This is a genomic window from Acinetobacter sp. WU_MDCI_Abxd143 (genome assembly GCF_025514195.1).
Lineage (GTDB): Bacteria > Pseudomonadota > Gammaproteobacteria > Pseudomonadales > Moraxellaceae > Acinetobacter > Acinetobacter pittii_H.
The window spans coordinates 34,168-59,760 of sequence record NZ_JAHPTH010000001.1; the positions used below are offsets into that span (position 1 = coordinate 34,168).

The 25,593-nt window shown below is 38.2% G+C and carries 28 protein-coding genes; 5 read left to right on the forward strand and 23 right to left on the reverse strand.

The features are described 5' to 3' along the window. Positions 1-145: 145 nt before the first annotated feature. Complete coding sequence (locus KTI79_RS00140) at positions 146-838, forward strand: hypothetical protein (protein ID WP_086376278.1); 693 nt, start codon at positions 146-148, stop codon at positions 836-838. Positions 839-953: 115 nt separating this feature from the next. On the opposite strand, the gene KTI79_RS00145 is transcribed toward KTI79_RS00140, so the two are convergent. After that, the gene (locus KTI79_RS00145; RefSeq protein ID WP_086376277.1) at positions 954-1,502 is read right to left on the reverse strand and encodes a TetR/AcrR family transcriptional regulator; all 549 of its coding nucleotides are present in this window, start codon (positions 1,500-1,502) and stop codon (positions 954-956) included. 793 nt (positions 1,503-2,295) lie between these two features. Here KTI79_RS00145 and KTI79_RS00150 point away from each other — a divergent pair. Next, a complete protein-coding gene (locus KTI79_RS00150; protein ID WP_086376276.1) occupies positions 2,296-2,736 on the forward strand; it encodes an HD domain-containing protein in 441 nt (146 codons plus the stop codon). Positions 2,737-2,771: 35 nt separating this feature from the next. Here the strand turns inward: KTI79_RS00150 and KTI79_RS00155 are convergent, their stop codons facing one another. The 11 genes from KTI79_RS00155 to KTI79_RS00205 all read right to left on the reverse strand — a co-directional run bounded on the left by KTI79_RS00155 (position 2,772) and on the right by KTI79_RS00205 (position 14,257). Continuing rightward, complete coding sequence (locus KTI79_RS00155; protein ID WP_086376275.1) at positions 2,772-3,416, reverse strand: hypothetical protein; 645 nt, start codon at positions 3,414-3,416, stop codon at positions 2,772-2,774. Between the two features lie 11 nt (positions 3,417-3,427). Next, complete coding sequence (surE, locus tag KTI79_RS00160; RefSeq protein ID WP_086376274.1) at positions 3,428-4,399, reverse strand: 5'/3'-nucleotidase SurE; 972 nt, start codon at positions 4,397-4,399, stop codon at positions 3,428-3,430. 232 nt (positions 4,400-4,631) lie between these two features. Beyond that, positions 4,632-5,795, reverse strand: a complete 1,164-nt coding sequence (locus tag KTI79_RS00165) for a hypothetical protein (protein ID WP_086376273.1) — start codon at positions 5,793-5,795, stop codon at positions 4,632-4,634. Continuing rightward, positions 5,788-7,116, reverse strand: a complete 1,329-nt coding sequence (locus KTI79_RS00170) for a TolC family protein (protein ID WP_199937078.1) — start codon at positions 7,114-7,116, stop codon at positions 5,788-5,790. The genes KTI79_RS00165 and KTI79_RS00170 overlap by 8 nt, the downstream gene beginning before the upstream one ends. Then, positions 7,113-8,699 (reverse strand): GH3 auxin-responsive promoter family protein, encoded by a 1,587-nt coding sequence (locus KTI79_RS00175; RefSeq protein WP_086376271.1) that lies wholly within the window; start codon positions 8,697-8,699, stop codon positions 7,113-7,115. The genes KTI79_RS00170 and KTI79_RS00175 overlap by 4 nt, the downstream gene beginning before the upstream one ends. Beyond that, on the reverse strand, positions 8,696-9,484 hold the full coding sequence (locus KTI79_RS00180; RefSeq protein ID WP_171304915.1) for a hypothetical protein: 789 nt from the start codon (positions 9,482-9,484) through the stop codon (positions 8,696-8,698). The genes KTI79_RS00175 and KTI79_RS00180 overlap by 4 nt, the downstream gene beginning before the upstream one ends. 187 nt (positions 9,485-9,671) lie before the next feature. Beyond that, the gene (locus KTI79_RS00185; protein WP_086376269.1) at positions 9,672-11,219 is read right to left on the reverse strand and encodes a DHA2 family efflux MFS transporter permease subunit; all 1,548 of its coding nucleotides are present in this window, start codon (positions 11,217-11,219) and stop codon (positions 9,672-9,674) included. 24 nt (positions 11,220-11,243) lie between these two features. Continuing rightward, the gene (locus tag KTI79_RS00190) at positions 11,244-12,305 is read right to left on the reverse strand and encodes an HlyD family secretion protein (protein ID WP_086376268.1); all 1,062 of its coding nucleotides are present in this window, start codon (positions 12,303-12,305) and stop codon (positions 11,244-11,246) included. Positions 12,306-13,286: 981 nt separating this feature from the next. Further along, positions 13,287-13,625: a hypothetical protein gene (locus tag KTI79_RS00195; protein WP_086376266.1), complete on the reverse strand. Its 339-nt coding sequence runs from the start codon at positions 13,623-13,625 to the stop codon at positions 13,287-13,289. A 30-nt stretch (positions 13,626-13,655) separates the two neighbouring features. Beyond that, positions 13,656-14,072, reverse strand: coding sequence for a DUF4236 domain-containing protein (locus tag KTI79_RS19165; RefSeq protein WP_086376265.1), 417 nt, complete (start codon positions 14,070-14,072; stop codon positions 13,656-13,658). Positions 14,073-14,080: 8 nt separating this feature from the next. Continuing rightward, complete coding sequence (locus tag KTI79_RS00205) at positions 14,081-14,257, reverse strand: hypothetical protein (protein WP_125276387.1); 177 nt, start codon at positions 14,255-14,257, stop codon at positions 14,081-14,083. Between the two features lie 162 nt (positions 14,258-14,419). On the opposite strand from KTI79_RS00205, the gene KTI79_RS00210 reads away from it, so the two are divergent. Beyond that, complete coding sequence (locus KTI79_RS00210) at positions 14,420-14,968, forward strand: hypothetical protein (RefSeq protein ID WP_086376264.1); 549 nt, start codon at positions 14,420-14,422, stop codon at positions 14,966-14,968. A 26-nt stretch (positions 14,969-14,994) separates the two neighbouring features. Here the strand turns inward: KTI79_RS00210 and KTI79_RS00215 are convergent, their stop codons facing one another. Continuing rightward, entirely contained in the window at positions 14,995-15,267 is a 273-nt protein-coding gene (locus KTI79_RS00215) for a hypothetical protein (protein ID WP_086376263.1), read from the reverse strand. Between the two features lies 1 nt (position 15,268). Beyond that, the gene (locus KTI79_RS00220; protein ID WP_086376262.1) at positions 15,269-15,949 is read right to left on the reverse strand and encodes a hypothetical protein; all 681 of its coding nucleotides are present in this window, start codon (positions 15,947-15,949) and stop codon (positions 15,269-15,271) included. Positions 15,950-16,074: 125 nt separating this feature from the next. Between KTI79_RS00220 and KTI79_RS00225 the strand changes: the two genes are divergently transcribed. Then, a complete protein-coding gene (locus KTI79_RS00225) occupies positions 16,075-16,380 on the forward strand; it encodes a hypothetical protein (RefSeq protein ID WP_199937079.1) in 306 nt (101 codons plus the stop codon). Between the two features lie 112 nt (positions 16,381-16,492). Here the strand turns inward: KTI79_RS00225 and KTI79_RS00230 are convergent, their stop codons facing one another. From KTI79_RS00230 to KTI79_RS00255, 6 genes are all read right to left on the reverse strand, one after another. Further along, positions 16,493-16,615, reverse strand: coding sequence for a hypothetical protein (locus tag KTI79_RS00230; RefSeq protein WP_000737387.1), 123 nt, complete (start codon positions 16,613-16,615; stop codon positions 16,493-16,495). A gap of 167 nt (positions 16,616-16,782) precedes the next feature. Continuing rightward, on the reverse strand, positions 16,783-18,177 hold the full coding sequence (locus tag KTI79_RS00235) for a methylenetetrahydrofolate reductase C-terminal domain-containing protein (RefSeq protein WP_199937080.1): 1,395 nt from the start codon (positions 18,175-18,177) through the stop codon (positions 16,783-16,785). Between the two features lie 72 nt (positions 18,178-18,249). Next, positions 18,250-19,017 carry an NUDIX hydrolase gene (locus KTI79_RS00240; protein ID WP_086376261.1) on the reverse strand — a complete coding sequence of 256 codons (768 nt, stop codon included), beginning with the start codon at positions 19,015-19,017 and terminating at the stop codon, positions 18,250-18,252. 60 nt (positions 19,018-19,077) lie between these two features. Next, entirely contained in the window at positions 19,078-20,571 is a 1,494-nt protein-coding gene (locus KTI79_RS00245) for a nicotinate phosphoribosyltransferase (RefSeq protein ID WP_086376260.1), read from the reverse strand. An 11-nt stretch (positions 20,572-20,582) separates the two neighbouring features. After that, the gene (locus KTI79_RS00250; RefSeq protein WP_086376259.1) at positions 20,583-21,467 is read right to left on the reverse strand and encodes a phosphoribosyltransferase family protein; all 885 of its coding nucleotides are present in this window, start codon (positions 21,465-21,467) and stop codon (positions 20,583-20,585) included. A 182-nt stretch (positions 21,468-21,649) separates the two neighbouring features. Next, a complete protein-coding gene (locus KTI79_RS00255; RefSeq protein ID WP_086376258.1) occupies positions 21,650-22,453 on the reverse strand; it encodes a sulfite exporter TauE/SafE family protein in 804 nt (267 codons plus the stop codon). A gap of 97 nt (positions 22,454-22,550) precedes the next feature. Between KTI79_RS00255 and KTI79_RS00260 the strand changes: the two genes are divergently transcribed. After that, complete coding sequence (locus KTI79_RS00260; protein ID WP_086376257.1) at positions 22,551-23,339, forward strand: AraC family transcriptional regulator; 789 nt, start codon at positions 22,551-22,553, stop codon at positions 23,337-23,339. On the opposite strand, the gene KTI79_RS00265 is transcribed toward KTI79_RS00260, so the two are convergent. Genes KTI79_RS00265 through KTI79_RS00275 form a run of 3 tightly spaced genes read right to left on the reverse strand, consistent with a single transcriptional unit; the run spans position 23,334 to position 25,593 of the window. After that, complete coding sequence (locus KTI79_RS00265; protein WP_086376256.1) at positions 23,334-23,825, reverse strand: GNAT family N-acetyltransferase; 492 nt, start codon at positions 23,823-23,825, stop codon at positions 23,334-23,336. The two genes, KTI79_RS00260 and KTI79_RS00265, sit on opposite strands and share 6 nt — an antisense overlap. Beyond that, positions 23,822-24,586, reverse strand: coding sequence for an ABC transporter ATP-binding protein (locus tag KTI79_RS00270; protein WP_086376255.1), 765 nt, complete (start codon positions 24,584-24,586; stop codon positions 23,822-23,824). The genes KTI79_RS00265 and KTI79_RS00270 overlap by 4 nt, the downstream gene beginning before the upstream one ends. Further along, on the reverse strand, positions 24,583-25,593 hold the full coding sequence (locus tag KTI79_RS00275) for a FecCD family ABC transporter permease (RefSeq protein WP_086376254.1): 1,011 nt from the start codon (positions 25,591-25,593) through the stop codon (positions 24,583-24,585). The genes KTI79_RS00270 and KTI79_RS00275 overlap by 4 nt, the downstream gene beginning before the upstream one ends.

Here is a 25,593-nt window from a genome sequence, read left to right on the forward strand (position 1 = left end):
TACTTATTTACTCAGAAGAATAGGTCTCTAACTCTTACCTACCTAGTTAATGCGTCAACTTATGACGCAATACAGACCTTTCTATATAGATAAATTTTAACTTTTTTGTTTAGATAAAGACCCATTAATAAATTGGAGATTACATATGGAGTGGGTTAAACTAATTATTGAAGTATTATTAGGACTTGGCTTTTTAGGCACAGTTATTAAATGGTTTTTTTTACCAAGATTTCGTATTGAATTAAAAAAGAAAAATTTCAAAGAAGATAAGTTGGAATTGGATAATTACTTAGATGCATGTAATAAATTCAACCAAGATGACAATTCATTGCAACCTATACAATTTCAATATATCACTAATCAATTTTTGGGAACAAATAGATATCACTATAGTTTGTTTAATAAAAGAATTAATAATCTATGGAATTTTAATAAGATTTTTTCAGATTTAAATTTTAGTTATTTCTTTCTAAAGCAAACTATAGAAAATAATCAAGCACATTTAGAGTATATATTTAAAGAAAAAACGATCAAGAAAATTAGATCAATCTCAATAACTATACTTATTTGTGCTGCGATTATATATCTAGGTTTCGTAACATTTGAATTATTTTTCCTTAAAGAACTTATTTTAAATGAACGAATCGATAAGGATGTATATTCATATTATAAAGTTCTTTGTGGCTTAGTATATATTGTTCTTTTTATAGGAGCATCATACTTTGGTGGTAAAGCAAGTACGGCTCTATATTTGAAAGATATTTTTGATATTAGAGATAAAAATATCAAACTTGAAAATCAAAGATTAACTATAGGTTTAGATAGTAAAGTTCAATAGGTTTATAAACTTAAAAACAGTATTAATATTATTTATGACTTAAATTAACTATTGATCAAAATTAAATTGGGTCAATAGTTAATTTTAATAAAATTACAAACCCGAATTTTACTACTCACCCCATCCCCCTCAAAAACACCTCAACCACTCTCTCATCAACTTCACCTAAACTTAACCGCTGAATAATTACGCCTTCGATTAGATATAAAAATAGTTTGGCATCGGTAAAAGAAGCATCACTGTTAAGTGCTCTAAGCAAACTATATATTTCATTGATGAGCCATGTTCTATATCGCACGGCGGTTATGTACGCTTTTGGATGAGTCAGTTTTGTTTCAAAAATAGCTTTAAATAATAAGTAATACAGTCCGTCTAGGTCTGCATGCAAAAGATAGAGCTTTTTGAGTTTATGCATTGCGTTTGTGTTACGGTCATATTCAACCACTGAAACCACTTTTTCTTTTAGGCGTTCTTTTTGCACAATCAGGCAGATTTCAATCAACCGTTCTTTAGAGTGAAAGTAGTTATAAAAAGTCGCTTTGGTAACTTCACACTCTTTCACAAGTCTGTCGATGCCGACCAGATGAAATCCGTTGTAATGAAATAACTCAATTGATTTATTTACGACTTGTACTGCACGTGTTGGGAGAACTATTTTTGGCATATTTTTACCATTATAAAAAATTATTGTTGTATATAAATGAGATATAAAAACCGCTGCCTTTGGGAGAAAAAAGGCATAGCAAAGCCGTAAAGACTATGCGCAGCACATCTCAAGGTTTAATTGTCTAGGTTGTAAGTAATAACGAGCTAAAGCCTGAAAAAGCCTTACGGCGATCAAGCTGCGTTAAGTGTTTTAAGCTGTGTTGTTATAGCTTTTGGCAATGGCTGCCAAGAAATAATGGATGTACAAAGCCAACTCCTTATATATGGAGTTCTGCCAAAACATTAGAATTATGGTGGCAGAACGAAAGGGGTTCGCAGACTGGCTTCAAGACCCAGCACACCCGAAGGTGTCCCCCTCCGTTCCGCCATAGAGGGGGCACGAGGGTATACACACTAAAAGAATAATCTTTTAATGCTCTTGAAGAACGGTCTGCGACAACCGACTGGCAATGTAGGCCAGCCCGCAAATGGTAATCTCCAATATTTGAAGTGTCAATGTGAAATTGGCTAGAAATTATTTAAATAATTATTGTTTTTCATTTAATTACATAATTAAGGAAATTCTTAAGTAATATTTTTAATCTCCCCTTATATCATTAAGTTAAAATTTAAAATTTCAAAAACTTAAAGTCCGAATTGTCCTAACTCAACTAAAAATGAATACATAAAAAGAGACACTACTATTATTAAGAGATGTTTTTAAGAGTCGCTATCCAGTATAAAATTATGACTTAAGCGACCCATCTCACAAATTAGGCCGCGTCATATACTTAAAGTGATAAGAGCAAAAAATGACTCAAAATAAAATTGAATTAGCAGAGAAATTGTCAAAAGAATCGCATCAAGGTCAAAAGTATGGTCCTCATGATTACTTTGATTACCATATTAAAGGTGTGGTCAATTCATTAATTGAGCACCAATTTTCAGAAGTCTATATTATTACAGCTCTTCTCCACGATAGCGTTGAAGACACACCTCTTACCCTAGCCAAAATCGAAAATTTATTCGGTAAAGAAGTCCGTGATGCAGTAGATGCATTAACTAAACGGGAAAGTGAAACACGCGACGAATATTTAATTCGTTGTGGTTTGAATCCAATTGCTCGAGTCGTGAAACTTCATGATGCAGCCTTTAATGCGCATAACTCACATAAAGAAAATAATCAATCACGTGTAGATTATTATCTTCAAACCATGTTAGCTGTTTCAACGGCGCAAGATAGGTTGGAATGAAAAGACAACGAAATGAATCCGTTGCCTTTTTATTTTTAATATTGTGCAAATGCCCAAATATCTTTTGAGGCAACTGTGTCAGATACGAGTCTAAAACTCATAGGTTCTAAGTCTTCATCTACCACAACATAACCTTTTGAGTTGTTTTTTAGCGCATCACACTTGTTATCGGTCAGTTGATAATTTGCTGTGTTCGCTAATGCACTTTCAGTAATAACACCTGTAAACACACAATTTGGGTCTTTCGAGACAATTTTGCCTTGTGCATTCACTTCGGCATTTACCGTTGTTCCATCTGGAAACGATAAATCGTAGGTGCCGACCAATTGATTTAGCGTAATTTTCTGGTCATCAATTTTTTCATAATGTGCCAATTCAACGGTCATTGCTTGGTTAGACTGATTGCTTTGCCAAGCTTTGGTTTTTGTGTCATAGCTCATCACAACCTTGGCACGGTTCTCGTCATCATCTAAAACCAATAATTTAGAACCATCTGCGCCAGAATAGTATTTACCCGCCATCGGTAACTCTTGATCCGTTTCGGTACTAATAATATAAGTACCGACATCTAAGCTCGGCGCTAAGGCAGGTTTTTCAGTCGAGACTTGGTCATCATGATCATTGTCATTACAAGCTGCCAATCCAAGCCCAAGAAGTAAAACCAATAAACAACGTTTCATGGTCTTTCCCCTTACTTGTTAAATAAGCTTTTTAAACGAATTTTGAGCCATTGTTGAGCTGCTGGTCGCTGGTCATAAGCCACTTGCATTGCAGTTACAGCAATTTTGCTTTGCATGACGGCGCTTTCATCCGACATTTGCGCGGCTGTTGGAGCCGATGGTGCCGCATCAATTCCGAGGCCAAACTGGTTATTGCCTTTATTGTCTTTGGTTACTTGGAACTTTAATTTATATAAGTCATAAGTTCCAATTTTTGAAAAAGCAAACGGCGTGCTGGTTGTTAAATTTTTAGGGAAATTCACATTTAGGGTGATGCCTTTGGGCAACAATTGGCCCTTACCTGCCTTAGCTTGTAATTCTTTTAATAACACTACGGTTTGTTTTGCCACAATCGCAGAGTTAGGGTTGTTTAAAGTTTTGTCATCTACCGTGTTTGTATCGGCGCTTAAGGCAATAGATGGAATCCCACGTCCTGCCGAAAACTGTACATTGCCAATCGTGCCAGAGTGCACCACGACTTTTCCGACATTTTGACCTTCATTCGGGCCAGATAAAACTAAGTCTGGCGCTTTACCCCAGCGTTTTGGTGCAACCACGTCTAGCCCATAAACTGTTGCCATCACTGGTGTGCCATGCGTGTAGTTCCAGTCACCATTGGTATAACCCGCTTTGGTAAAGGTTCCAGCAGCAGGTGCGCCAATTGGTGCTGCACCATTGTGACAACCATTTTCAGCCGCAATTTGCTTATCATTATCCGCGGTAATCGTTGTTGAGCTGTACATCACGATTGCGCCACCGCGACCACTTTGTGGTGAACACGGTACAGACACAAGCACGTTATGACCATTTGCTTTTAATTCATCATAGAGTGCTTTGACATTGCTGGTTAGACCGTCATCGTTAACCAATAAAATATTTAGTGCAAAAGCTGGAGTTGTACATAAAGACAGAATAAGGCCACCCAATAAACTTTTTTTCATCACTTAACTACCATGTTAATAAATTTCGATTTGTATAGTAGTTGCGCTATATGTACGTTTAGTGACTACGCATCAATAAAAATTAAAATAATTTTCCATTAAAAATTAAATAATTATATTATAAATTATTGCTATATTTTCTTTTATAAACTGATCTTCAACTTCCTTGCTCGTATTCAAAATGACAAAACCCACTTCCGTGGGCTTCATTCAAAGTATCACTTCAAGCTTTAAATTAAATACGTCCAACCTCTAAGTATGGAATCAAGTTTTTATCAAAAAGTGGTCTTGGGTCGCTTTCATAACTAATAAAACCATGCATGCCTGTTAAGCGTTCACCTTTATAAAACTGATTTAACTGATAGCGCGGGTCTTTATGCGAAAGCGTAAAACTCACCACACCAACACCCTGCTGTTTTGACTTGTTATAGGCATCTTCAAGCATTTTATGATGCAAAGCTAAATCTTGTGGATGGCACATAAGCGTATGTAGCACATGGTACTGAATAGAGTCACCAAGTTTAGGCAAACGCATGCCCTTAGTAATTGGAATCAACAAGTTATAAATAGGTCTAAAAACTCCAATAACTGAACTGTAATGCAAAATTTTAGTTTGCTTAATACTGTGCTGATCCCATAAACCAAACATGCCCACCAGTTTTTCACCCTTAAAGTAAATTGAAAAGTCTGAGAGTTCTATACCTGAAAAATACTGATGCCCTTGAGCCAGTTCTTCAAAGTTATAGGCAGGAATAAAGTTATAAAACTCGGCCATGTCGCTAATAAACTGGTTCATTGCAGCTATGTGCTGAGCCTCTGCAACGCAAGTACGGATCTCTTGAAGATCACTCTGTTTATCAACTTGCTTTAAAAAAGCCGTGATTTTCCGTTTTGCGCCAGTACTCGTCAGGCTTAATGTCTCTATAAGCCCTTCGTCATAATAATCAGGCATTCCCGTTTTGCCCGTTTGAATGGCAGCGCGTGCGGCATGGTTATCATCAAAAATAATCATTTGGCTATAGTTCGGTTCATGCATGGTTTGTTTTACATGCTTCGCCAAAACCTTCACCAGAGATTTACCACGGTAGTTGTGATCTACTCGTAAATCACCCGCGTACCGTAAGTTTTGAATGTTTCGATCGACATAACATGGGCGGTAACCATTGCTATAACAAGCGACATTCTTTTGACTCTCTAGGTCTTCAATCACCACATGCAATTTATGTCGATAGACAATGTCAGACGCTCTAAAATAACTCGGTTCGCGCTGAAAGCTAATTTGTATGCCTTTGGTGGTCATCGGTACGGCAATTAAGTCTCTTAAAGCCTCGTCATCTGTCAGAGTTGCTTCTCGGGTAATGAGAGTATTATCAGCCAATGGTGGGTTTGTTTTATTCATTATTCACCTGTTGTACGGTCTGTGTGGGAACCAAACTGTTTAAACGCCCCATTTGGTCGAGTAGCTGATAGACAAACACCACTTCGTCTTGGTCATTCACGGTTTTTTGGGTTTGTACATCGAGTAGCTTTTGCTCGGTATTGAGCAAATCAAATGTAGTTTTGGTTCCAACATCAAACTCTTTACGTGTGTAGACAAAAGCAATAGACGCTGCCTCTATCGCATTTGCCAGTGCTTCTTTATTTTGTCGAATGGTCTGAAGCTGTGCATAGGTGGTACGGGTTCGCTTATTCAAATCTAGTTCAAGACTTCGCGTTTTTTGGTTAGCCAAATCGATATCGGCCTGTGCTTTTTTGACGTTGGCGCGATTTAAACCATCGTCATAGAGCGGTACATTAAGCTGCACCCCAACCATATAGTTATTGCTTTCAGAACCAATATAGCTTGCTTCATCTTGCTTTCCAGCACGGCTGGTGAGCATGACCGTTGGCCAGAGTTCGCGTTTGGTTAAAGCGTATTGTTTCTCGGCAGCCTGCTTTTCGTATTTGCTCCGCATCAAAGCGGGATGGTTCTTGGTTTGCGCCAAAATTTCATCTAAGCTCGCGGGAATAGAAGGTAGATGTTTAATGGCAGCAAGGTTTTCAGGCATTACACCCGTTACTTGATAAAACTGTGCTTCACTTACAGTTAAGTTAGATTGGGCCTGTGTAATATCAGCTTGACCTTGAGCAACTTGTGCCAAAACCTGAGCCAAGTCTGCACGGGTAATCATTCCCACGTCAAAACGGCGCTTAGATTCATATAAAGACCGTTGCAGATTTGCCATGGTCTTTTGTCTGAGTTCTAAAATGGCCTTCTTTTTTAATACGTCGGTATAGACCATGACCGTATTTAAAATGGTTTCCGACCGTTGATCTGATAAACCTTGGTTTTGTGCAGAAAGCTGACTTTCGGCAACATCAATTCCTAAACGGTGTCGACCAGAGGTATAAATCGGATAATCAGCTTGCAATTGCAAACTTCGACCTTTACGGTTTCCTTCGGTTGGAAACAAAACGTGTGAAGGCGTATTTATTCTTTCATAGTCCAGTTGCCCGACTAAATTGACTTTAAGTCCATTGCGCTGTTTGGCTTGTTCAAGCATAGCGGTAGACTGGTTTACGCTTAAACGGCTGACTTCAAGCTGACTTTCATGCCTTAAACTGGCAGACAACGCCTCGTCTAAAGTCATAGCGTGTGTATTGGACACAACCAACACGCCTAAATACAAGGCGTGTAGAAGTGTTAAAAACCGAGTATTAAATGACTTCATCCCTTTCATAGTTGTTCCAAACTATTCAGGGTGACTTTTTTGAGTGGCTCAGGTTTGATATTGCCTTCAATAATGCCATCAAACATGACCAGTTTTTTATAGGCATTCCAGCCATTATTGGCTTGGCGAATTTGAGGCTGGTCGAGCTGCCCCAAGTTTCGAGCAAGTTCGTAATGGAAGTTTTGACGCAAAATACTGTCGATATATTCATTGTTAATGCTGTGATGGATTTCGCCTTCAAAAAGCACGCAATAAAATGGTTTAACCTGTTGCTGAGTATCAATTGCGAGTAAAGAAATCGCTTTTGACTCGGTTTCATTCAACTGAGACAACAACTGTTGAGCAGTTTCAGGTGCTAACTTTTCACCGACCAGATCCACACCAAAACGGCGGCCTTGGAACTCAAAACACGGAATTTGCTCTATAAAGCCTGTTACCCGTAAGCAATCATCCAGACAGTAACGGAGCAAGCCATTACCCGAGGTAATTAGCGGGCTGACCAAATCACCTTGTTTAAGTTGCCACGATGGAACGATTTGACCTTGTTTATCGCCTTCTAAATATTCAAATTCATAGAAGTGACTTTGATATGCGAGTGGGTATTGGTCATTATAGGGAATAGTCACTACACCTTCCGTCGCCCATAGTCCTTTGCCTTCAAACTGAACACTGGGTAATTTCTCTTTTAATTTTTCTGCCCAAGCTTTTGAACCTGCGGTGTCCCAACTCGACACCAGACTTAACTTTGGCCAGAGCTTTTTAAAGTCGATCTGTGTGCCGTTTGAACTTGCAATTAAGGCTTGAGCACTTTCAGGGCTATGCGGTGCAGTGACTTCTTTTAAGGAAGCCTGACGGTTACCCCATGAACCACTTTGTAAAACCTCAAGCACGTCTTGTTGTAGCAACTCCAAACGTTCCAGCAATTGCAGCACAAACGTTGGGCTCCACACCGAAATCATGGCTAAGTTACGGTTTGCGACCAAATAACAAATGGTGGCAAAGAGTGCATCATCGGCATTGGCGGCAAAGGCAACATTACTTGGAACCGCTTGGGTAAACTTAGATAAAATGCGCTTACCTACACCAAGTAGCGCACTGTCATCATTTAGGTTTTTGTCTTTTAACACTTCACGCTGACTTTCAGGCAACCATGACACCGACCAATAATGTGTGCCCGAGCTGAGCTCTGGGCATTTGCGGTATAAACTCGCCATCCACGGCGCAATTGCATGGTCAAGCTCATCTAAAAATAACTTGGTGTATGGAATAAACTTGATTTGTTCACTCGAACCACTGGTCGGCTGGAAACGAACCAGTTTACTGCTCGAGAGTGAAAGCTTTTGTTCACGGTAACGCTGAATGTCTTCTCGCCAAGCGCCGTAACGTGTCGCAGGAAATGATTTTACAAACTGCTCATAGTTTTGAACCTTTTTATCTTGGGCAAAGGTCGAGGTCTGTAATATCGTATGCAAAATTTGACGTTGCGTGGTCTCTAAGGCATTAAATTGTTTTTGAAAATTATGGTCAGTTGCATCACACCATTTTTTTAAAATCAGATGCGAACCCAAAGTTAGCCATTCATTAGTTTTCATTGGATGGCCTCTCTACGTTTTGTTTTATGAGTTACGCATGCTTCAAACTTTCCTTTACTGGTCGGTTTAGTCATCAGCTTTACAGGGAAACGGGCTATGTCTTTCCAGCCAAGACGACCAATACACGGTAGTTCTGTGCCTGCTTTCCATGTTGGATTCATCTGCTCAAAGAAATGAATATTTGGGTTCTTTTCTCTCATTTCGGCAGTAATTGGTGCGACTTCACCTTTTAATGGTTGATAGTCATCACCAAAATTTAAAAGGCCTGCTTCACGGTCGTAGTATTCACCAAAGAATTTTTCACAGTAGTGCTCAACCACTTCCGAGAGATGCTGGTTTTCATCTTTAATATTTGGGTAATAGACATAGTAGTTATTCGCGAGCAGTAAGTAGGTTTTATAACCTTTAGAAATGAGGAGCCAATAGAGTTCGTTAAATGGATATTTGATTCGAAGCTTAATCATAAGCTTGAGCATAGTACTTTGTAGACTACGCGTACCCCAAAACTTCTTCAAAATGACCGTATCACCACTAAATAATACGGTGTAGTCCTTACCGTTTAAGTAGAAATGCTGCACCACAACGGTAGAGAAGCCTACAATCTCATTTGTTTGTGAATCAAAAATTAAGATTGCACCGCTTTTATTTTGAAAATCATCTACGAAAATAGAAAATCTCGTATTTTCATAATACTGTTCGTAAATGGAATACATCACTTTTAATCGCTCAGTATCGATTTGCTCTTTTTCAAAATATTGACCATAAGTCGTGTTTTTCAGGTTCAATTTTGAAATTAGTTTATACGTTGTATTAATCATAATCCTTTAACCTTCCACCTCTAATTTGCGAGTTCCCCGATCTCATCAACCGATTTTAGAAAACTCACCTCAATGTTCTTTTTCTATGAAGGGATACGTTTTGATATGCCCTATTGTTTTTCATTCTTTGAAAGCTGCCTTTATTTTTTAATATCTACATATTCATTTTCCTCCCCCGATCCATAAAGATGGTTAAAAATGCAGTCACAAACATGATGATTGCGAGCATGCGTAATAGATCATTAAAGCTAGAGGTCAGTGCCTGAAAATGAGTGTCGCGATAGATCACGCTGAGCGCGATTTGCTGTGCATTTGAGCCGACTTCTTGATATTGCGCCGTGAGCTGATCGAGTCTTTCTGTAAAAATCCAGTTTTGCGGTGTCATCCCCTGATTAATCTGCGTGACATGTAGCGCAGTGAGCCAATCTAAAGATGAGTTAATGAGAGCTAGTCCAACCGCGCCGCCAATATTACGCATCAGGTTATAAATACCGCTGGCATCGGCTACTTTACTGAGTGGCAATGTACTCATAGCCAAATGTGACACTACAATCAGGCAAATCATGAGGCCAATACCACGGTAAATTTGCGGCCAAAACATAAAGTCGTAATCGCTATGAATGCTGAGGTGCGAGTTGAGCCAGACACCAAAGCCAGCCAGAATCATTCCAACAAATACGGTTTTTCGGGTATCAAAATTGGGAATAAGCCATGCAAGGAACGGCGCGAAGCAGAACATGACAATGCCTGTCACCATCATGACGTGACCAATTTGGCTACTGTTCATTTCACGGACTTGCCCAAGAAACACCGGAATCATGTAACCCAAGCCATAGAGCGCCATGCCAATTACAAAAGTCGTGATAGCACTTAAGGTAAAATTTTTGTTTTTAAATACGGATAAATCGAGCAAAGGCTTAGGCTGGGTAAAACTTCTAGAAAAGAAAATCATGCCGCCCAAAACGCAGATCATAAAAGCAATCCGAACGCCTGTGTCTGCAAGCCAGTCATGCCGTGCACCTTCATCAAGGAAATATTCAAGCCCACCCAAAAACATCGCCATACCGACTAGGCTAAACCAGTCCATGCTTTTAATGAGTGAATAGTTGGCACGGTCGATATTTGGACCGGAATAAATGACCGTAGCAATAATAATTCCCGGAATAATATTGATCAGGAACATCCAGTGCCATGAGAAGTTATTGGTGAGCCAACCGCCAATGGTTGGGCCAATGGCCGGCCCCAAAGTACTGATCATGCCAAACATCACTAAAGGCAATGAACGTTTTGGTTCTGGAAAAAGTAAGTACAACGCCGTCATGGAGGTCGGAATCATACCGCCGCCCATAAAACCTTGTATGCCACGAAAAACCAATAAACTTTCTAAGTTCCATGCCAAGGCACAAAGTAAAGAACTCACCGTAAAACCAATTGCACAGATGGTGTAATACACCCGTGTTGAAAGCACCCGCGAGACAATACTCGACATGGGAATTGCAATAATCTCGGCAATTAAATAAACCGTTTGCACCCAAGTGACTTCATAACGACTTGCACTCATACCAGCTTGAACTTCGTTTAGAGAACTCGCCACAATCTGAATATCAAGAATCGCCATAAAGTTGCCAAAAATCATGGCAGCAAAAATTGCCCACGCCGTTTTTGCGGGAAATTTCCACTCGGCTTCAAGGTGCTTATTCATTTGTTATTACCTAAAATTTTATTATTAAGTTCTTAAATCAACGGTAGCGCTGACTGACATTCCAGGTTTTATCAAATCAATATGCGGGCTTGAATCTATGGCAATACGTACAGGAATACGCTGAACAACTTTGTTAAAGTTTCCAGTTGCATTGTCCGGTGGCATGAGTGAAAAAGTTGCGCCTGAAGCTGGTGAAAAACTCTCAATTTTTCCGCTATAGGTTAGGCTTGGATAGGCATCAAGTTTTAATTCAACTTTCTGACCAATGTGCATTTTTTCAATTTGGGTTTCTTTGAAGTTCGCTTGTACATACAAACTATTTTCAGGAATGATCGCCATTAAACGAGTTTGTGGAGAAACACGTGAGCCTTTCTGAATTGCAAGACTACCGATTTTGCCGTCTACAGGACTGACTACTTTTGATGAAGCCAGATCGACCTGATATAGGTTTAAGTTTGCATTGGCACTCTGAATATCTGCTAAAAGCTGCGCGCGACTCGCTTGCAAGCTCCCCAACTGAGCTTCTGCCGCATTGACGGCGGCATGTGCCTTACTGAGTTGTGCTTGAGCTGTTAAATATTGAGATTGAATGCCTTCAAAGTTTTGACGAGTAATCACCCCATCTTTTAATAAATCTTGATAACGTTCAAAATCTTTTCTTAAACGAGTTAAATCAGCTTGTGCTGCCACTACACCACTATGAGCTTCAATAATTGAAGACTTGGCAGACTTTTCATTTTGTTGTTGTACACCCAGTGCGGCCTCTTTTAAGCTGACCACAGAACGAGCCTGATCATAACGAGCTTGATAATCGCGGTGATCTAATACGGCTAAAGTTTCCCCTTTTTTTACCACCTGATTATCGTTAATTAATAGCTCAATCACTTCGCCTGAAATCTTTGGCATGACCCAAGTGACATCGGCTTGCACATAAGCATTATCAGTAGATTGATAAAATCGGTATACAAAAAAATAATATACGATACCAGCAATTAAAAGTAATAAAAGGACGCTAAAAACACCCCAAGTTATTTTCTTTCGACTTTGGAAATTAGTGTCAGTTTCTAGCTGAGCGACGTTATCCATATTCATTCCGTTTATTTGTAATATTCGATTTTTTATTTACACCAATAAACTATTAGCGTCTTTTTTACGTAACTTTTCACTTGGTTTATTTAATGAATCGTGACAGCGTAAAATTTGGTGCAAATTATGGTTCTTAAGCTAATTAAATATCATTGACCTCTTTGACATATATTTTTTCTATTTACGTCAATACGCGTATGCTATAAAAAATATGTTTAAAAATTATGTAATACGAATTTGTCTAAATTTTCGATATAAATTTACTTTAAAAAATCATACACAAATAATTGTTTTATAAATAAATTATCACATAGCACATATAGTTTTTTAAAGTTATTAAATAGCCTTTTATTGCAGTATTATTAAATATAATTTTAATTATGTAATATTTAATTATTATTAATTAAAATAATATGTAATTTAAAAATTGATTAACAATTTAAATTGTTATAGTTATACGAATAAGATATATAAGTTATAAATATTATATTTCTTTAAATTAACAATAGTAAAACTGACAGAATGTTTAATCTTATAAGTAATGATTGTTTAATAAATAAGCCGTTACAACAAGTAAAATAGCTTATTATTTTTAGATAAAACAATCTTACAAATAAGTTTAAACCTACTATTAAAAGGCGAACAAACCTTCAAAAATAGTGATTTAGGTGGTTTTTTTATTGATTTAAAACCTTAAAAATTTCTTCTAAAGTTATTCCAATCGCAAGTATTTCACTATCTTGCTGAGGTAAACCATCGATTTCTAATCTGACTGTATGCTCTTCTATAACATACCTATAGAAACTTTAAACAGTTTTTACAACAACAAATTTGAAGATTTAGAAATAAAATCGCTTGATGAAAAAACAAAAGTACTTTTTACAAAATATTATGTAGAAATAAAAAAGGACCCTAAAGTGCTTTTAAAAATTCTTTTTCTTATCAATAAATTTGAGAATTTAGAAGTTTAGCTTTTGCTATTTATTTCTTACAGACAAAATGAGCTAGGTCACTTTTACTTGAGCCTTCTACTAAGTCAAACCACTTGGTAGGATTAATTTTTATAGCTTTTATCGATCCCTCTCCAGTTCCAATTTCACGCATTTTCATAGTCTTACAGTTTGTCTCCAAGCGAGTATAATCTGTAGTTTCTACACCAATGCGTTTGTGAAGTGTAATAATAATATCGCCTTGTTTTTTCTTCTCAATTAAATAATATTTTCCTTTATCGCCTTGAACGCTTCTTGGAATAAGGGTATCTGCATTTGTAAAATTAGAAATGCCTAAACCCAATACTATAGTAAAAATAATCTTTTTCATAAATTAACTCCTTATTAATAATTAGTAGTTTCAATCTGCCATAACAATCAATAAAACAAATACCATCCAAATAAAGCTTATCCACCGAGCTGTACTAGAATAACCAGATCTTAAAGTAAACCATGCAAAGATGTACGGCATCCAAAAGATCCCAAAACCGAGTAGAAATGAAACACTTCTGTTTGGTGGCATTCGAGAAGTCGAAGTATTAATAAATGGTTGTGGTTGGTAGCTATTTAATGGAGGTGGTGCTTTTTTCTTATGGGAAATAAAATTACTATATGACAAACCTGTTCCAGGAATCCCCACAGTAGTGCGTGTTCCTTTCTTACTGAGATTTACACGAGCGCCCTTGCCACCAATAGAAACGCTAGAGATTCCTTTTTTGCCAACATTGAGCCGTAAACCCGGTGCAATCTTAAAACTCTTTCTAAAGTTAAATCCCATAGCCAAACCTATCTAGTACAAATTTTCTTGGAACCACTTATTGAGCCATCTTTACAGACGAATTTACTACCATCGCAGTGACTAACCCCTCCTTTACTACCTGAACATGGTTGGCGACCTCTACCAGCTTCTGTAATGCTTATAGAATTTAAAAATAATAGAGTTATTAATGTAATCTGTTTCATTATTTTTCACCGTTTGTTATAAATTAACTCACTGTAACAAACTGTTTACTAATTGTCACTTAGAAAATTTTAATGTAATTTTTAATAAATATTATATAAATTAATATTTTACGTCATCTAAGTTAGATTGGATTTATAACTTATACTTAAAGGCTTAAATCTATGGCTATAGAAACCACTTATTTTGGCTTAACAAATATTGATCTTTCTTTTTGGTCAATGATTGGTACTTGGTTAGCCTCTATTGGAACTTTAGCAGCAGTAATTACTTCACTATATTTAGCCCGTAAGAATGAAAAAGTAAATTTGATAGTTACTTCCAACTTAATTTTTTTGTTTAGCGCTAATCATGGATATAATGATGATGACCATTATATAAATATTGAGATTACAAATAATGGAAATCGACCCGTAACTATTCAAAGTGTAAGCTGGCGCATGGATAAGAAAAAAGCTTTTGTAGTTCCTATAAATCCTAACCTTATTAACACTCCTCTTCCTAAAATGCTTAATTATGGTGAAGTAGCTAGATGGGCAATTGAAGTAAATGCAGTCAAAAATATATGGGCACCTGATTTAATAAATCAAGGTATAAAAAGGAAAGCTATCAATAAGTGGAAAATAATTATAGCTCTTACCACAGGCGAAAGGATTTTAGTTAAACCTAATAAAAGAATTATTGAACTGATACAGAATTGTTTACCCAACTAAAAAAGCACCCTAGGATGCTTTTTATTTTAAGACGTTACTTTATTCTCATGATATCTAAGAATACTAGCAACCTTTTGAAACAGATAGCCCACCAAGAACCCATTAAAAACTATACCAATACCCGTAATAACCATAAGACTTGACCATACAGTCTCAGTTCCATAATAAGTTCGCGGCACTTCAACTCGACCAAACACAAGGATAAATATAAATCCAGATATAACACCTAGAACAATTAATCCCCATCCAATAGCATTACAAACATCACTTTCTTTCATGCCTTGATTTTCTGCATTCATCTCAATCAACCTTATTAAAGTTCTTCAAAACTTTGTAAGTGATATCTTGATTAGTAGCTTCAATTACTTCTAATAAAGCGCCTTTATATCCTATTTGCTTAGATTGGCTTAAATCATATTCAACATCATTATTAAATGCAGGACGCGCTTGATTACTTGAAAATTCACGGTAGCCTACATTAATTTTATTTCCAAATTTTCCACTATAAATTAATGTTTGTTGGAAGGAATTATCTGATGCAATTGCTACAGTCTTCATAGTAGCTTGATGTTTATCAGTACAGTTTTTTGCATTAAATACTGTTACTACACAGAGCTTACTTTCATTATCAAGCATAACTACTTTAAATGGGTCAGCTAAAGGGTTTTTCTGAACCATACCCCCACCGCTTACAGTATTGAATGACTGAAAATATTGCCCTTTTTCATTTTGGCCTGTTTTTAAGTAAATGCCCGAAGTAAGTGAATAGGCAAAGCTAATTTTAATATTTTCAGGTACATTTAGAACTTCACGATCAACCACTATACCTTGTTCAAGCATTTGATCCCCTACAAATGCTTTATTAACTGAGCCAATTGGTGGCTTGCTTATATTTTTAGGGACGGCTTGATAGTTGTAGGCTGGAGAAGCACAACCAACTATACCAATACTTAAAATTAGTAAACTAATATTCTTTTTCATGATTTAACCAGTTTTATAAAGTTCACATAATCTAACAAACTGGTTACTAATTGTCACACATAAAAATAAATAGTAATCTTAAGAATTGCTTAATTTAAAAAATTTATTTATTGAATCAAAATTTTATGCTTATTACTTCCTTTAATAAAAAATTTTTAATAACGATTTGTAGTTCATTAATTGTAGGATGCGCTGCAAATTCAGGTATTTTACCTATGGGAAATAATACTTATATGGTCTCACGACAAGCTGCTACTGGGTTTAGTGGAATGGGAACGCTTAAAGCAGAAGCAATGAGGGAAGCATATCAAGAATGTCAAAAAACAAATAAATTCGTTAATGTCCTAGAAACTATTGATGCAAAACCACCCTATATTTTGGGTAACTTTCCTAAAACTGAAATCAGATTTAAATGTATAAATGAAGAATAAATTGAGTCATAAAGAAGTCTCTTATCTTTTTGGACCACAATTGTTTCATGGGAAGGTAAAGAGATTACCAGAACCAAAAATGAAACCCACTCATTGAGTGGGTTTTTTATTGCTAACCGTTTTGCCTGAGGTGATCTTGGAACTCTTGGTCGTGTATTTTGTTGTAATTAACAGGGTCGTAGACACATCCAGTTAAAACAACAATTACAGTAAGTACAGCAACCAACTTTTTCATTGAAACAGCCTTTCTTTTAACGCAAAAGATTTGCTTTAAGTATACTCCTAGGTGATCACTTTGATTGGACATAATTAAGGCAAACGATTGTTATTTTTAAATTATCGCCGTGCTTTAGCATATCATTTGATTTTTTTAACAAGTTCAAATCAAGGACGTTATACAACTTAAGCCTCAGTCGCTAAATACCAATTTTTCCAAGAACTGGTTCCTCTCGTTTCAAGAGGCACCGTTGGAATCAGTTTCTCTTTTAATATTTCGGTTTGTTTAACCGCTTTGGCAAGTCTTGCTTTGACCGAATGAATACATTCACGGTCACCAAATTCACAGCGGTCTAAAGTTGTTCCACCGCAAGGACCATTGGCTAAGCCTTTTGGACATGTTTCAGGGCAAATATATAAAGTGTCACCTAAACGGCACTGACCACAGCTTTCACAGCCGACTAGGCTATGTTTACTCAATACTTCTGTTTTGAGTAATGCTTTAGCAACCACAGAATTTTCCCAAAAAGGCGCTTTAAAAATAAACCGCCCAACGCCTTTGGCAATTTTTGATCCAAACATTGCTTCATGCATAACATGTAGCTGACGATATTTAATGATTTGTTTAGATGTTGGCTGACGTGAAAAACGAGCAATTTCAGGAGTAAACTCTTTGCCTGTCTTGACTTGCCAAAGTGAACTCCAAAGCTCTTCTAAGGCCTTAAGGTTAAGATGTCTGTATTGCTCGATGTAACTTTCAAGCAGCATTTGCTCTTCTGGCTTATGACAAGCAGATAAATGAATACCCGCAAATCCTGAGTGTTTACATATTAAAATCTGTAAAGCGCAGCGCAAATAAACACGGTCTGTATGCCCTGCCTGTTTTTCCTCTGCCAAGACTTTTAGCATGTGTGGAGTAATCACAATACCCGCAACTTTATGCTTTACCATGTAGTTGGCACGGCCTAAAGTCAGTGGCATGACGCAAGCTAGTATTTGCTGCGAATAATTGTTCTTGGTTAAAAATGATTTGGCTTGTTTTAAGGCTTCAATGTCATAGCCCAATTGGGTAATGATAAAGTCAGCACCTGCTTTAATCTTCTTATGCAGTTTTAAATACTGTGCATCACGCTCAGCTTCGACATATTTAAATGGATTAAAGGCAACGCCAATACGAAAACCACCATGCTGCTTGGCAGCCATTACGGCGTTTACAGACTCTAGGTATCGGCTACGAAGCTGTCCGTCTCGACCATTATGATGCTCTTTAAGTTTGTCGCCTGTAAGCAATAACAAGTTTTGAACATTGGCAGACTTGGCTTGTTCTAAAAAGAACTCGAAGTCTTGTATGTCTCTCGCTTTACCTGAAAAGTGTAAGACTTTCTCTATTGAGTCAGGGTAACTTTTACTGGCTTCTAGCGGCGCGATATCATGATCTGAATGTACACGATCTGCCAATGTCATTGCAGCCGGATACCCTGCAAACTCACGTCTTACAGGATAAATTTCATGTAGTGAAGTGAGATACTCCACCAACACAAAAAACTGGTTTTGCTGGAAGCAGGGAGAAAGGTGTGACATAGGCAAAGTGCTGATCAAAACATGACATCAATCATAAGCGCGGCATTATAAATCAAAGTGTATCAAGATGCGCTAGTCAGAAAGCTCATTGTTTTGCTTATCTTCACCCTCTTTATTTCTAGGTAATTCGAGTGAACGAGGAAATATAAAATCAAAAGAATCGAGTGCATAGCGGTAAAGCTGAGCTGGTCGTTTGCCTACAATTTTACTCTGGTTGGTTTCTTCAACTGCGCCTGCTTCTATCATACGGCGTCTAAAAGCTTTTTTATCTAAGGATTGCCCAAGAATAATTTCATAAATAGTCTGTAGCTCGGTCAGTGTAAATAACTCGGGCATGAGACTGGCTGGCAAAGCGGTATAGCGAGTTTTATTGGTGAGACGCTCTAATGCCAAGTTAAGCAATTCATTATGATCAAACGCCAATGCTAAATCTTTTGCTTTTGCTACAGGCACCCATTCGCTGTATTCAGCCAAAGCTTGGTGTTGATAGGCATTAAAATCAATTAATGCAAAATACAAAATGGTTACGGCCCAACCACGCGGGTCACGTTTCGCGTTACCGACCGAGGCAACTTGTTCCAAGTAAGGTGATGCAATCCCTGTTTTTTCGACCAGCTTACGATAAGCCGTGGCCATCAAATCTTGATCGTGCTTTAAATCGGCAAAACCACCCGGTAAGGCCCATTGGTCTTTGGCTGGAAAGTTGGGGCGCTTAATCAGTAATACCTGCAACTGACCATTAAATACCGAGAAAATAGCCATATCGACAGTGAGTAAAGGTGCGTCATAATCTCGGCGATCATAACTGGCAAGGAATTCTTGTTCAGTTTGAATAGTCACGTTCAGTCTCTCAATAAAAATGATGAGCCGATACACACGCAACGGCTCATCTAAACTCAGTTATGCGATGGATAAACGCTCACGTATTTGATCCAAAGTACACTCATATTGAAGTCTACCATTTTCAAAGACGGTTTTTAGTGCTCCGCCTCGTTCTTGTTCCGCTGTTTGCTCATCAAACAAGGTAAAACCATTGTCATTTTCTTCGATACGTAATAGACCTTTCGCAGATTTTTTTATACCTGAGTCAGTAATTGGGTCTTTAAACAGCTCTCGACCTACACCATTCACCTGTCCCCAAGTTGCTTTCACAGCAAACCCAAAAGTATCGCGAGTTAAGTAGTTATAGGTAAAACTGCCTATACCAAATACCAAGTTGTTTGAAGCAAAACCTTTGGCTTCTAGTCCTTCCAAAATGCGCTGTGCACGGTCTAGGGTAATTGAGTCACCGTAAATTAAACCGACACGTTCATTAAGCACTTTATAGCCTTGGTCTGTGGTTGTACCACCAAACACTTCCCATAAACATTCAACTGCGCCGTTGTAGGCTGGGCTGCCGACTTCGGCATCTGGGTCACCACAAATAATTTTAACTGGGTCACCAGAGTCTGGACGGAAAACCAATTTGGCTAAGCCTAAAGCATTCGGTTGTCGCGCCAAAATTTCAGGTTTTAAAGCCACCGTAAATTCTGTAATGACTCGCCAAAAGTCCCAAGTATCAGACACAATACTGACAACACCCGACGGATAAAGCTCGCAAATTAAACGCTTAAATGTTTCTAGCTCACTGTCTTCAGTGCCCATACACATCACGCTGTGTTCGGTCGCTGGTACAGATACTCCAATCACACCTGTGGCATTGTAATATTCTTCTGCGTAGTCAATAGAAGCAACTGAGTCTGTTCCAATAAAACTGGTTAAATGCCCCACACCCGATTGTGCCGCATCATACATTCCACTCATGCCACGGCTACTAAAATCATGTCCTTGCACAGGTACAAAATCGAGTGGTGCGCCAGTTTTTACGGCATATTGAATTAATAAACGTTTGTACTCGTAGGCAATCGTTGCTGTAGTGCAGCTTTTCCAAAGTTCAGCACTTAACACGGTTTCAATATAGTTGGTGAGCCAAAAGAAACGCGGGTCGGTATTAATGACGGTAAGCACGGGTACACGCATATTGACGCGACTGCCTTCTGGCAATGCTTTAATCCGTAAAGGTAAATAGCCCAAGTCATGTAATGCTTCAATGTGATCGACTGGTACAGCACCTTCACCTAATGAACTATCCATACGGCGTTTATATGCAGCTACCACTTTGTCTTTAGGTTGCTTAAAAAAGCCTTCATTCCATGTATCGATTAAAAAGTGTTTGATAAAACCCTGAAGACCAAAGAACACAACTTTATCGTCAAAGTCAGGCAACATTTTAGCAAGTCGAGATGAACGCGGTGTAAAGTTTGCGTACACGTACTCTGTACCTGCTGGATACTGACGTCTGTGATCGGCTTTATAAAAATCGATAGCGTTTAATGGATTAAGTTTAATCGTCATCTTTGTTCTCTTTATTCTGCTGCAAAAGCAATTACTGAAATTTTGTCTGATGGTTGTTGTGGAAAGCTGTCTGAGGTAAATAGTTGATCTAACAGTCCATCAAAAACCTCTATTCCTTTACTAAAAATACCGTGGGTCACGTATAGAACGACCTTATGGCAATTGAGGCGACGCAGTTCTTTGGCAATACCAATAAAGGTTGCACCGCCGTCGCAAATATCATCGGTAATGACCGCTGTGAGGCCTGATAAATCAGTCGCATGTACATGCGTACCTAAAATTTTGCCAGTTACTGGGTCACGTTTTTTATCGCACTGAACAATAGTGATTGGTTTTTTGCGCTCAGAATTAAAAGCATCTGCAACCATTTGTGTACGTGCTTTCGCGCCTTTGTCTGGGCAAATCAGTACTGTTTTTTCATCTTTTAATAATGTGCTTAGCGCTTCACTCTTTTCGATGATGTCGACTGAACTCACATTCACAACTTCACTAAAAGAAGTATTGGCAGCAAGCAAGGCTGTTGTTACTTCACTATGACAGTCCCAAACAGTGATTTTGCCTTGTTTGCCCGCTTTTTTGTCGGCATTGATGTTAAGTAGCTTCGTCATCACATCAAGTGAAAATGCTTGGCCTACTGCACAAATACGATCCTGACGTGCATATGGAAAATACGGAATTTCTAGGTCAACGGTTAAGCCTTGAGTCAGCAATATATTTTCAAGTAACAAATAGTCCATCACATCGTGACTTGAGGTCATTTTGGCGCGAACCAATACGTTGCCAGATAGTGAGTTCAATGTTTTCTCATCAATTTGAACATGACGCTCTCCACCAGAAAACTGCGTGAATTTCACTGGAATTTCATTTCTTGCCGCATCTAAAAGCTGGATAGCCATATCATTCTCTTTTTGTCTGATGACCTTCGATGAATATATAGTGGCATAAAGCCACTATATATTGCAAGTCTAATTTTTAAACTTTTTCCAAAGCCATTTAAGACATAAAATTTGCAGTTTTAGAGCATTTTGAGATTCGATTTTTTAAGAGAGATTATTCTTCAATTAATTGAAATAAAAAATTAATTTACAAAAAGCATGACGAGTAAAACTATTATTAAAAGTAGCGGATATAACTTTGCCCGCCATAAATCAGGTAGTTTTGAAATAAATTTTTCTGAAAAATATAGTCCGATCCATGTTCCAGCAACCAAGAATAAAGCAGCTTCAAACCAGATTAGTCCGATAAATCCGTTGGGTGTAGATTGCCAAAGTGACAATACGCAATAGGTCAGCGTTGCAGTTAAAGACAAAGGCAACGTGAGGATGTTTGCAATAGCCGCAGCCTCTGCCATAGAACTACACCGCCGCCGTAATAAAGGAACCGTCATTACACTTCCTCCAACACCTAAAAGTGCTGCAACCCAACCAATAATGCCCCCTTTAATGAGTTCACTGTTTTGACCATAGTGTTGCTTTTGCCTTGAGGTCACTATAAACCCTGGTCGGTAATAACAATCTAGAATGGTTATGAATACATAACCCATAAATATCCAGCGAAGCCAATTTCCATTAAACAATGAGGCCATTACCGCACCGACAACTCCACCAAGTGCAATACCACCCCATAAAAAGCGGATTTTTTGCCAATCTATATGTCCAGACCGGAAGTGTCGAAAGGTTGCAAAACTTGCCGAGCAGAGCATGACAAAAGCTGATGTGGCAACTGCAATTTGCATCGCATGTATGCCGACACTGCTTTCATTGCCCCACTTTTGAATAATGACTGTATAAAGCAAAGGCACAGCAACAAAACCTCCGCCAAAGCCAAATAACCAAGTGGTTACGCCTGAAAGTAGTCCAAATAAAAATAGCTCATATAGCATCGTTATCTTCCTCACGTTTATAGAGGCATGATATAAAATAGCTCTGTGGCAAACTAACGTAGAAAAGCCATCTTTTTATTTGTTTCAGCCAAAAAATATGCGTAATATTCCAATTAACGAGGTAGACCATCTACCACAAGCAGTTCTAGCGTTAGGGTCAGATTATCCTGCTGATACCTTGTTAGATACGCATAGCCATCGCCGTGCTCAGTTCTTATATGCACCCGAAGGTCTCATGAAAGTTGAAACTGAAGATGGTCAATGGCTCGTTTTACCATACAGCGGTGTATGGATACCCGCAGGCAAACCACATCGGGTATGGCTATCTAAAGTCAGTACATATAGTTTGTATATAGAAGTGAGTAATGCCCCAAGACAAGCAAACTATTGCGAGGTTATCCAAGTCTCGCCTTTGTTACATCAACTGCTCATTCAGGCAAATCAGCTACCTGTTGACTACCAACGCGCAGGCCGTGATGGTTCTCTTATCGATTTATTGTTATATGAACTAGAAGCTGCACCAGCCCTGCCTCTGTTTATTCCGCTGCCTAACAACACATTACTCTCTAAACAGTGTGCTGAGTTTATGCAGCATCCTGATATTCATAGCAGCCCTAAAGATTGGGCACATGACCACAATAAAAGTGAACGAACTTTTCATCGTTGGTTTAAGTCTGAAACTGGCTTGTCCTTTCAGGCTTGGCGTAATCGAGTCTGCATTATTTATGCTTTAAATGCCTTAAAAGCGAATATCTCAATTACGGAAATTGCCTTTAGTTTGGGCTATGAACACTCGGCAGCTTTTACAGCAATGTTCAGTAAAATTATGGGTTATCCGCCTACCCATTTTCAAAAAAGATTTCATGCGCATGATAAAGCGCTATAAAGATTTACTCATATGAATGGTGTCATAGGTATCGATCCATTCCCGTTGAATAACCTCAAAACCTTGTAGAGTCCAAAACTCTTCAGCCGCCGGTAAAAATGGATGAGTATGCAAATACAAAGTGGTAATTTTATTCTTCTGTGCATGACTAAATAAAATGTTGCATAGCTGAGTTGCAATGCCATTACGGCGGTATTCAGGCAATACAAACAACTTAACGACCTCAACCGTATTAAGCGGCAGATTTAAATCAAAACGGTGGTCATACGCCCGATAAGCAATCGTACCAATAATACGATTTTGATCTTTTACAGTAATGAAGCAACCCAATGAGTCATGGACATAAAATTGTTCAAAATTTTTTAAATCTTTGGGAGTTTGCCCATGATAGATTTCTGGGAATAACAGTTGTCTTGTATAAAGTGCAAACTCTACCGCAGATGCATAGTCTGATTTGTCTACTAACTGATAATTCAACATATTCACAGCCAAGAATGATCAGGAATCACAATGGTTTTGTCTTGAATCATGGCTTCATGAAACTCAACATCATAGACACTTTTTAAAAACTTCGGATCGGTGATACGTGTTTGAGACTCAGGCTTAACCACTTCGTGTTGGCGCATAAAAAACAAATGGTCTGCAAATAAAAAAGCTAAATTAGGATCATGCATAATCGCAATCACCGTAAAATTTTGCCGCGACAACTGACGCAACTTTTTCATTAAATAAGATTGATAATAAACATCGAGATGGTTGGTTGGTTCATCAAGCAAAATGACTTTCGGTGCTTGCACTAAAATACGCGCAATCATAACTAATTGCCTTTCACCACCCGATAACTCAGTATAAGGACGGTCACGCAAATGCTCGATGTCTAAATCAAGTAAGGCTTGATCTACATGTTCCCAGTCTGACTTTGAAGGATGATATCGGCTAAAAGCAGCACGCCCCGTAATCACCACATCTTTAACCAAAAATGGAAATACTGTTTTATGAAACTGCGGTAAAAAGCCGAGTAAGGCTGCCCGATCTTTCCCTTTAAAGTCCGATAGTGGTTTTCCAGAGTAACGAATCAAGCCATCTTTTACAGGTTCTAGGCCAGCCATCAATTTAAACAGTGTCGATTTTCCGCAGCCATTACGCCCTAAAATCACTGAAAACTGATTTTCAGGAAACTCCAGATGAATGTTTTTGAGAACCTGTTTGTGCCCATAAGCATAATTTAACTGATCAATTTGAATCATGCCCAATGAGTCCTCTGTGTTTTCATTAATAATAAGAAAAATGGCGCACCAAGTAACATGGTAAAAATACCAATTGGTATTTCAAACGTCAGTAAAACCCGAGAAAAATTATCAATCAACAGTAGAAAACTGCCGCCCAACACCATATTGGCAGGAATACTGTAGCGATGGTCTGGCCCAACCAACATTCTCACAATATGCGGCATAAACAACCCATATAAACTAATAATGCCAGCAGCTGCCACAGAAGTTGATGTACATACGGTCACCAGTACAATTAAAAGAAGTTGTTCCCACCTTGGGTTAACACCAACCGCCTGCGCTTCTTCGGCACCGAGTGCCATTAAGTTTAATCGCCAACGTATCGCAAACAATCCGGCAAGACCAATACAAATCGGTAGCACGGCGTATTGAACTTTTTGCCAAGAAGCCTGATGTAAGTTGCCCATCGTCCATTGCACAATTGCTTGCAGTTTAAATGGATCACTTAAGTATTGAATAACTGTAAGTCCTGCCAAAAACAGCCCCGAAACAATCATGCCCGATAAAATTACCATCACTAACGACGTCTGGCTTTCATGTTTTTGATGTGCAAATAAATATGTTAAGCCAACAGCGCACACACCAAAAATAAAGGCTGATAGATTTGGCGAAAGCCAACTTAAAGAAAGTGCTAAAGCTGCACCAAACGCCGCACCAGATGAAATACCGAGTACATATGAGTCAACTAAAGGATTACGAAACAATGCCTGTAAACCATTTCCCGCCGTTGCTAGCGCAGCCCCCACCATAAAGGTCAGTAAAATTCTGGGTAATCTGACATTTACGAGAATGTTTTGCATCAGTGTAAATTGTTCCGCATCAAAATACGGTGTACCAAAAACTGCTTGCACACCCCACCGCAAATAATCCCATGCACTCAATGTCTGCGTTGGCCCAATAAGCAATGAGATAAAAATCATCACGAACGGTAACGGGTAAAACCAATAATATTTCAGCTTTTCCAT